We start from the raw sequence: 8,457 nt of genomic DNA on the forward strand, positions 1-8,457 counted from the left end.
ATCTGGTGATGATGGCGTAGAGGAAACACTCCTTTCCATTCCGAACAGGAAAGTTAAGCTCTACAGCGCTAATGGTACTGCACGGGCAGCTGTGTGGGAGAGTAGGACGTCGCCAGGTTAATATTAATGGATCTTTAGCTCAGTTGGTTAGAGCAACCGGCTCATAACCGGTCGGTCTGGGGTTCGAGTCCCTGAAGGTCCACCATATGGGGGTATAGCTCAGTTGGGAGAGCACCTGCCTTGCACGCAGGGGGTCGCAGGTTCGACTCCTGTTACCTCCACCATAATAAAAAAAGCTACGAATTATTTCGTAGCTTTTTTGTTATATAAAATATAAGTATAACAATAATTGATAATGAAAATATATAGTGTTATTATTTAAATAGAATATAATGAAAAGGTGAAGAAAAATGAAATTTTATCGTATTAAACAGTTTATATGGGGAATAGAATCCTCTTTTAAAAAGATAGACTATAGTTATATAGAAACTTATTTAAATAACAATGAAATTATGATGTTTAATAAGCTTAAAAAGAGTGATAAACATCATTGCATAAGAGTCTGTAAAGATTCAGTAATGCTATTAAAAAATAATAATATTAAAATGGATGAATACAGAGTAGGAAAAATAGCTCTTTTACATGATATAGGAAAAAGTAAATATCATATAAATTTAATAGAGAAGTCCTTAATAGTATTATTAGATAAGTTTACTAAAGGGAATTTAAAGAAGTATGATAATATAAAACAAATAAATATCTACTATAATCATCCTAAAATAGGATATGAGATGCTTAAAACACGTAATTATGATAAAGAATTGTTAGAGGTAGTTAGATATCATCATAATAAGAAGAAATTCAAAAAAAATAAAATAATAGATATAATCAGTATTTGTGATAATAAAAATTAAATATTATTAGGTAGGTGAATTAAAATATGAAGTCTATAGATAGAAGAGAATCAATTGTAAAATTGTTGAGGAAGAATAATAAGGCTATAAAAGGAATAGATTTAGCTAATAGATTTGGAGTTACTAGGCAAATAATAGTTAAGGATATAGCTATATTAAGGGCAAAAGGAAGTAATATAATAGCAACACCAGAAGGATATATATATAACATTGATATAAATAGGGTGAAATCTATTATAGCTGTAAATCATAGTATAGATAATATGATAGAAGAGCTACAAGTAGTTGTTAAGTATGGTGGTATAATAGAAAACGTTATTGTTGAACATCCTTTGTATGGTGAAATAATAGGTAATATGATGATAAAAAATTTAAATGACCTAAATAAATTTGAAGAATCATTTAAGAAGATAGATGCTAAGCCTTTATCTGAATTAACTAATGGCATTCACTTACATACTATTTCAGCGGATACTGAAGAAGATATTGAGGCTATAAAGAAAGAATTAGAAGAAAAGGGATTTGCTTTATAATTTATTAGTAAACTAATAATAAAGATACTTAATTAATATAGGAGGGAGTATGGTTTATGGATTATGATGTTTTAATATTAGGTGGCGGTATAATTGGCTGTGCTGTAGCTTATGAATTATCTAAATATAATTTTAATATAGCGCTTATAGAGAAGGACTATGATATAGCAGATGATATATCATTTGTAAATACGTCTATTGTTTATGATGGATCAGAGACATCAGACAATATAATGGCTGGTCTTGAGTATATAGGCAACTCATTATTAGAAGAGACCTGCCAAAAATTCAAATTACCATTTAAGAAAATTGGTGCATTAAGGGTTGTAAATGATGATAATGGTGTAAAAAAACTTGAGGAAATGTATAATAGAGCTAAAGATAGAGGAATAGATGGTGTCTATTTAGTTGATGATAAAGATATATATGATATTGAACCAAATATAAACAATAATGTTAAGAAGGGTTTATATTCTGAAAATGTAGCTATTATAGCACCATATGATTTAGCTATTGCATATGCAGAGGTAGCTTCTGATAATGGAGTTAATTTTAGGCTAGAAGAAGAGGTTATAAGTATTCAAAATATAGCTAAAGGATTCATAGTGAATACAAGTAAAAATAAATTTAGATGTAAAGTTGTTATAAATACTACACCAAATGAAATATATATTAAGGAAAATGGAATAGTTGAAGAAAAGGAAACTTATGAAAATGAAGATGAATTTAAAAATATGAGTTATTTACTTGTAGATAATAATTATAATAATAAATTAAGTAAAATAGTTATAGAAACTTTTGATAAAAATACTTTTGTTTTAAGCTCTCCAACAATTACAGATGGATCTTTAATTGGTATAAAAAGTGTAAATAAAACAAGTTTAGATGATAATTTAGATTATGCTAATAACTTATTAAATGATTTAAAGAAAAGTAACATAAATAATTTATTTAGAGAAAGCTATGATAAGGATTCTATGCTAATTGATGATAGTGAAATAGATAAGGGATATATAAGAGTAACAGGAACTCATTATGGAAAAATAACAATTGCGCCTGCAATAGCTAAAATGTTATGCGATACCTTATCTAGTAATTTAAATTGTACATTAAAAAAGAATTTTATCGATAAAAGAAGAGAATTTTATAGGTTTAGAGAAATGAATAAGAAAGAAATCAATGAAATAATAGATCTTGATAATAGGTATGGAAAGATTATTTGTTCTTGCAATACTGTTTCCGAGGGAGAAATAGTTGATTGCATAAGAAGACCTTTAGGTGCGAGAACTGTAGAAGGTGTAAAGAGAAGAACAGCAGCTGGATTTGGGAGCTGTCAAGGATCTTATTGTAATGAAAAGATAATAAACATACTAGCTAGAGAATTAGATAAAAAGCCGACTGACATAGTAGATGATTCTAAGAATTCTAAGGTAATATCAGGGAGAATAAAAGAATTTAAAGATGTTTAATTTATATGCAATTTATAAAAAAGCTAAGTATAGCTAATAGATGTTGAGGAGGGGTATTTTTGAAAGAGAAGGATATATTCACTTCTGTTGTTAGAATAAAAGGGAGTAGTGAATATAAAGTGATTCCAGTTAAGAGTAGCAAAGAAGTGGATAAAAAATTATGGGTTGAATTATCTAAAGTTTTAAGTAGGATATATCCAAGTGTCCCAATTGAAGTAGGAAATATAATTTGTAAAAACATCTTAAATACAGGAATAGATATAATATGTACAAGAGACATACATAAAGAATAAAAATATAGCAAATAATATAAGAATAGAATAAGATAGTATCATTATCAGTGAATTATATTAATAAATTATGGTTAGAAATAGAGTATAATATTGAGTAGATATTAAAAAAACATGACTAAGTTAATGTATTATAAAAAAAATGTAGTAAAATATTGACAAGGTACCTATGATTGTAATATATTAAGATTAGTAAAAATTAATATTAAACCTTTGATGAGAATAGTAATAGTATTTTTGTTTTGCAGAGAGTTGATGTTTAGTGAGAATCAATAGCAAAATAGTATGAATCCACCTCTGAGGGACTGCGATGAGCAGTACGGTTTCAACCGTTATATTTTATCGAGTGAATAGTATTTTAATACTATTAATTAGGGTGGCAACGCGGAGTCTTTCGTCCCTTGTATAGGGAAGATAGGCTCTTTTTTCGTTGGCAAAAATAAGTATTATTATAAGAAAGGAGATTTTAAAATGTTAGATTTAAAGAGAATTAGAACAAATCCAGAAGAAATAAAGAAGGCTTTATTAAATAGAGGAGAGGATTTCAAAGAGTCAACTATAGATGAAGTTATAGCTTTAGATGAGGAAAGAAGAAGTATATTAGTAGAAGTTGAAGTTTTAAAAAATAAAAGAAATAAAGTTTCATCTGAAATCCCGAATCTTAAAAAGGCTGGAGAAGATGTTACTTTAATAATGACTGAAATGAGAAATCTTGGAGATAAAATAAAAGAAGATGATTTAAAAGTATCAGAAATTAATGAGAAGATTGAATATATAATGTTAAGAATTCCAAATATCCCAAATCCATTCGTGCCAGAAGGTGATACTGATGAAGATAATATAGAAATAAAGAAATGGGGAGAACCTAAAAGTTTTAAGTTTGAAATAAAACCTCACTGGGATTTAGGAATAGATTTAAATATTCTTGATTTTGAAAGAGCTAGTAAAATTAGTGGATCAAGATTTACAATTTACAAAGGTAAGGGAGCAAGATTAGAAAGATCTTTAATTAATTATTTCTTAGATACCCATACTTGTGAAAATGGATATGAGGAAATATTACCTCCATACATGGTTAACAGAGAAAGTATGGTAGGTACAGGTCAATTACCTAAATTTGAAGATGATGCATTTAAGGTTGAGAATAATGGATATTTCTTAATACCAACAGCAGAAGTTCCTGTAACTAATATGTATAGAAATGAAACTTTAAAAGGTAGTGATCTTCCAATTAAACATGTAGCTTATTCAGCTTGTTTCAGAGCAGAAGTAGGATCAGCAGGTAGAGATACAAGAGGGTTAATAAGACAACATCAATTTAATAAGGTTGAGTTAGTTAAATTCTCTAAACCAGAAGATTCATACAAAGAATTAGATAAGTTAGTAGAAGATGCTGAATCAATATTACAAGGATTAGGATTACCTTATAGAATCGTTAGAATATGTAAAGGTGATTTAGGGTTTACAGCAGCATTAAAATACGATATAGAAGTATGGATGCCAAGCTACAATAGATATGTTGAAATATCAAGTTGCTCAAATTTTGAAGATTTCCAATCAAGAAGAGCAAATATTAAATATAGAGAAAATCCAAATGACAAACCTCAATTTATTCATACTCTAAATGGCTCAGGCCTTGCAGTTGGTAGAACAGTTGCTGCTATTTTAGAGAATTATCAAAAAGAAGATGGAACTGTAGAAATTCCAGAAGCTTTAAGAGGATATATGAATGCTACTGAAATAAAATAAATAATTTAAACAGGTAATTTAATATCATAACAGATGATATTAAATTACCTGTTTTATTTATTTGAAGATTTATTAAAAATATAATAAGTGAATAGTTGATATGTTATGATAAAATAGCAAAAAAATTTAGTTTTCAAAGACAAAAAAGTAACATAAATATAATATTGAATTATATTTTAATATATGATAAATTATATTTGGGTGGTATTAGAGATTAACCACACCATTTTTATATTTGAATTAATTTAATTTGACAGCTCATATCTTCAGGAATGGGACTAAAAAGTATCACACTCTAATAATGGAGGTGATAAGTATAAAAATAGGTTTTATAGGTGCAGGTAAAGTAGGATTTTCTTTAGGAAAATATCTAAAGGTAAATAATATTACTGTAACTGGGTACTATAGTAGGAATGAAGACTCTTCAAAAAAAGCTTCAATTTTTACATGTACAAAACAATTTGATAATTTAAGTGAAATAATAAATGAAAGTGATACTATTTTTATTACTACTCCTGATGGTGAAATAAAAAATGTATGGAACGAGATAAAAGAACTGTCTATTAAAAATAAGGTGATTTGCCATTGTAGTGGATCATTATCATCGGAAATATTTTCAAATATAAACCAATATGGTGCCTATGGATACTCTATCCATCCTATGTTTGCTATCTCAGACAAACATAACTCTTATAAATCATTGAATAAAGCCTTTATAACAATAGAAGGTCACTCTAAATATGCAAATGAAATTTCTAGGGTGATAACATTATTAGGAAATGGTGTATTAATTATAGATAAAAATAATAAGCCTTTATATCACGCTGCATCTGTTACCGTAAGTAATTTAGTTTTAGGACTTATTAGTACTGGTGTTAAACAGCTGATACAGTGCGGTTTTAAAGAGGATATGGCTATTAAAGCACTTCAACCTTTAATTTCTTTTAATATAGAAAATATAAAAGAAAAAGGAATAGTAAGTAGTTTAACAGGGCCTATTGAAAGAGGCGATCTAAAGACTATAGAAAGCCATTGTAATGTGTTAAATGAGGATGATGAGATTTTATATAAGCTATTATCTAAAAATGTTCTAGAGATAGCAAAGAGTAAAAATAAGGATAGAGATTATAAAAATATAGAAGAGTATTTAGGGGGACAATAATGAAAAACACAGTGGTAACTTTTAAAGAGGCAAAGGTAAGAAATGAGAAATTAACAATGTTAACAGCTTATGATTATTCAATGGCTAAGATAATAGATGGAGCAGGAATAAATGGAATATTAGTAGGTGATTCTTTAGGAATGGTATGTTTAGGATATGAGGATACATTGTCAGTTACAATGGAGGACATTATACATCATACTAAAGCTGTTTCTAGAGGTGCTAAAAATAGTTTGATTGTAGCTGATATGCCTTTTATGTCATATCAGACATCTATATATGATTCCGTGGTAAATGCAGGAAGGCTTATTAAAGAAGGCCGAGCACAAGTTGTCAAACTAGAGGGTGGAGTTGAAGTTTGTGATAAAATAGAAGCTATAGTTAAAGCATCTATACCTGTTATGGCGCATATAGGATTAACACCACAATCGGTTAATGCATTTGGAGGATTTAAGGTACAAGGTAAAAGTGAAGAGGCAGCAAGAAAGTTAATAGAGGATGCTAAGGCTGTTGAAAAAGCAGGAGCTTTTGCAGTTGTATTAGAGTGTGTACCGGCTAAATTAGCGGATATAATTACTAAAGAGATAAATATACCTACCATTGGAATTGGTGCAGGTGTGAACTGTGATGGGCAAATTTTAGTGTATCAAGATATGCTTGGTATGTTTAATGATTTTACACCTAAATTTGTTAAGAAATATGCAAATGTAGGAGAAATTATGAATATGGCATTTAGAAAGTATATTGATGAAGTAAGAGATGGGGTTTTTCCAGAAGAAGCTCATACCTTTAAAATAAGTGATGAAGTATTAGAAAAATTATATTAGTAGTAAAGGGGTAGCTATGAGAGTTTTAAATAATATTAAAGAAGTTAGAGACCAAGTTAAGAAGTGGAAGTATGAAGGATTTACAGTAGGTTTTGTTCCGACAATGGGATATTTACATGAAGGTCATAAAAGCTTAATTGAGAGAGCTTTTAGTGAAAATGATAAAGTTGTGGTAAGTATATTTGTTAATCCAATGCAGTTTGGACCTAAAGAAGATTTAAGTAGTTATCCTAGGGATCTAGATGCTGATAGTATATTGTGTGGGAATGCAGGCGCTGATATAATATTTCATCCAGAAGACAAAGAAATGTATTTCGAGGATTTTTCTACTTATGTTGATATTAATGGATTAACTGAAGAGTTATGCGGAAAAAGTAGACCTATTCATTTTAGAGGAGTATGTACTGTAGTATCAAAATTATTTAATATAGTACCTGCAAATAGAGCGTATTTTGGAGAAAAAGATGCTCAGCAATTAGCAGTAATAAAAAGAATGGTTAGAGATTTAAATTTTGATATAGAAATAATAGGTTGTCCTATAATTAGAGAAGAGGATGGAGTTGCAAAGAGTTCTAGAAACACCTATTTATCAGAGAGTGAAAGAAAAGCTGCAACAATATTGAGTGGATCATTAGAAAAAGCTAAAGATATATTAAATATGGGTGAAAGAAATTGTGAAGTAATAAGAAAAGTAATAATAGATAATATAGCAAAAGAAAAATTAGCGAAAATAGATTATGTACAGGTTGTAGATGGATTATCTATGAAGGTAGTAGAAAAAGTAAACAAATCTATATTAATAGCTATAGCAGTTAATATAGGAAAGACTAGATTAATAGATAATTTTACATTCGAAGTTTAGTGGGGGTAAAAGATGAGAATAAGTATGCTAAAAGGAAAGATACACAGAGCTACAGTAGTTCAAGCAGAATTGGATTATGTTGGGAGTATAACTATAGATCAAGATTTATTAGAAGCATCAGGTATTTATGAGTATGAAAAGGTGAATATTGTAGATATAGATAATGGAAATAGATTTGAAACATATACAATAGCAGGAGAACGTGGATCTGGTTTAATATGTTTAAATGGAGCAGCAGCTAGATGTGTGCAGGTTGGTGATAAGATAATAATAATGAGTTATTGTGAACTTGAAATCAATGAAGTTAAATATCATAAACCAAAGGTAGTTTTTGTTGATGAAAATAATAAGGTGAGTAGAATAACATCTTATGAAAAGCATGGAGAACTATCAAAATAATAGATTATAATAATGAGATATAGTCGAAATAGAATTATTTATGTTATAAAACTACCTAATTTATAAGGTTTAGCCTTGTATTAGGTAGTTTTTATAAAATTATTTAATATAAATGTTGACAGGAATCATAAAACTTGTTATACTAATAAAGTAGTCGAGGAAGAATGGTCGAGTTGGTTTAAGGCACCGGTCTTGAAAACCGACGTGCGTGAAAGCGTACCGTGGGTTCGAATCCCACTTCTTCCTCCATTT

The 8,457-nt window shown here is 28.9% G+C and carries 9 protein-coding genes, 3 tRNA genes, 1 rRNA gene and 1 other annotated feature; all 13 genes read left to right on the plus strand.

The features are described 5' to 3' along the window. Position 1 precedes the first annotated feature (1 nt). Positions 2–118, plus strand: a 5S ribosomal RNA gene (rrf, locus tag BLS77_RS11155). 10 nt (positions 119–128) lie between these two features. Beyond that, a tRNA-Ile gene (locus tag BLS77_RS11160) sits at positions 129–205 on the plus strand. A gap of 3 nt (positions 206–208) precedes the next feature. Beyond that, positions 209–284: transfer RNA gene (locus BLS77_RS11165), tRNA-Ala, on the plus strand. A gap of 126 nt (positions 285–410) precedes the next feature. Then, entirely contained in the window at positions 411–914 is a 504-nt protein-coding gene (locus BLS77_RS11170; RefSeq protein ID WP_089969552.1) for an HDIG domain-containing metalloprotein, read from the plus strand. Between the two features lie 26 nt (positions 915–940). Next, a complete protein-coding gene (locus tag BLS77_RS11175; RefSeq protein ID WP_089969555.1) occupies positions 941–1,447 on the plus strand; it encodes a transcription repressor NadR in 507 nt (168 codons plus the stop codon). Positions 1,448–1,503: 56 nt separating this feature from the next. After that, on the plus strand, positions 1,504–2,916 hold the full coding sequence (locus tag BLS77_RS11180; RefSeq protein ID WP_089969558.1) for an NAD(P)/FAD-dependent oxidoreductase: 1,413 nt from the start codon (positions 1,504–1,506) through the stop codon (positions 2,914–2,916). A 59-nt stretch (positions 2,917–2,975) separates the two neighbouring features. After that, on the plus strand, positions 2,976–3,209 hold the full coding sequence (locus tag BLS77_RS11185) for a DUF1667 domain-containing protein (RefSeq protein WP_089969561.1): 234 nt from the start codon (positions 2,976–2,978) through the stop codon (positions 3,207–3,209). 201 nt (positions 3,210–3,410) lie between these two features. After that, positions 3,411–3,611 (plus strand) — a binding site (T-box leader). A gap of 66 nt (positions 3,612–3,677) precedes the next feature. After that, positions 3,678–4,955 (plus strand): serine--tRNA ligase, encoded by a 1,278-nt coding sequence (serS, locus tag BLS77_RS11190; protein WP_089969563.1) that lies wholly within the window; start codon positions 3,678–3,680, stop codon positions 4,953–4,955. 250 nt (positions 4,956–5,205) lie between these two features. After that, entirely contained in the window at positions 5,206–6,117 is a 912-nt protein-coding gene (locus tag BLS77_RS11195) for a Rossmann-like and DUF2520 domain-containing protein (protein WP_278336664.1), read from the plus strand. Further along, the gene (gene panB / locus BLS77_RS11200) at positions 6,117–6,944 is read left to right on the plus strand and encodes a 3-methyl-2-oxobutanoate hydroxymethyltransferase (RefSeq protein ID WP_089969570.1); all 828 of its coding nucleotides are present in this window, start codon (positions 6,117–6,119) and stop codon (positions 6,942–6,944) included. Before BLS77_RS11195 ends, panB begins: the two co-directional genes overlap by 1 nt. Positions 6,945–6,960: 16 nt before the next feature. After that, on the plus strand, positions 6,961–7,806 hold the full coding sequence (panC, locus tag BLS77_RS11205; RefSeq protein ID WP_089969573.1) for a pantoate--beta-alanine ligase: 846 nt from the start codon (positions 6,961–6,963) through the stop codon (positions 7,804–7,806). 12 nt (positions 7,807–7,818) lie between these two features. Beyond that, positions 7,819–8,205 (plus strand): aspartate 1-decarboxylase, encoded by a 387-nt coding sequence (gene panD / locus BLS77_RS11210; protein WP_089969576.1) that lies wholly within the window; start codon positions 7,819–7,821, stop codon positions 8,203–8,205. 158 nt (positions 8,206–8,363) lie between these two features. Continuing rightward, positions 8,364–8,454 (plus strand) — tRNA-Ser (locus tag BLS77_RS11215). Positions 8,455–8,457 lie beyond the last annotated feature (3 nt).

This window comes from Clostridium gasigenes, assembly GCF_900104115.1.
Taxonomy (GTDB): domain Bacteria; phylum Bacillota; class Clostridia; order Clostridiales; family Clostridiaceae; genus Clostridium; species Clostridium gasigenes.

Excerpts from the sequence above, each read along its gene's own strand:
- BLS77_RS11170 (WP_089969552.1), top strand. The coding sequence starts at position 411 with ATGAAATTTTATCGTATTAAACAGTTTATATGGGGAATAGAATCCTCT.
- BLS77_RS11175 (WP_089969555.1), top strand. The coding sequence starts at position 941 with ATGAAGTCTATAGATAGAAGAGAATCAATTGTAAAATTGTTGAGGAAG.
- BLS77_RS11180 (WP_089969558.1), top strand. The coding sequence starts at position 1,504 with ATGGATTATGATGTTTTAATATTAGGTGGCGGTATAATTGGCTGTGCT.
- serS (WP_089969563.1), top strand. The coding sequence starts at position 3,678 with ATGTTAGATTTAAAGAGAATTAGAACAAATCCAGAAGAAATAAAGAAG.
- panB (WP_089969570.1), top strand. The coding sequence starts at position 6,117 with ATGAAAAACACAGTGGTAACTTTTAAAGAGGCAAAGGTAAGAAATGAG.
- panC (WP_089969573.1), top strand. The coding sequence starts at position 6,961 with ATGAGAGTTTTAAATAATATTAAAGAAGTTAGAGACCAAGTTAAGAAG.
- panD (WP_089969576.1), top strand. The coding sequence starts at position 7,819 with ATGAGAATAAGTATGCTAAAAGGAAAGATACACAGAGCTACAGTAGTT.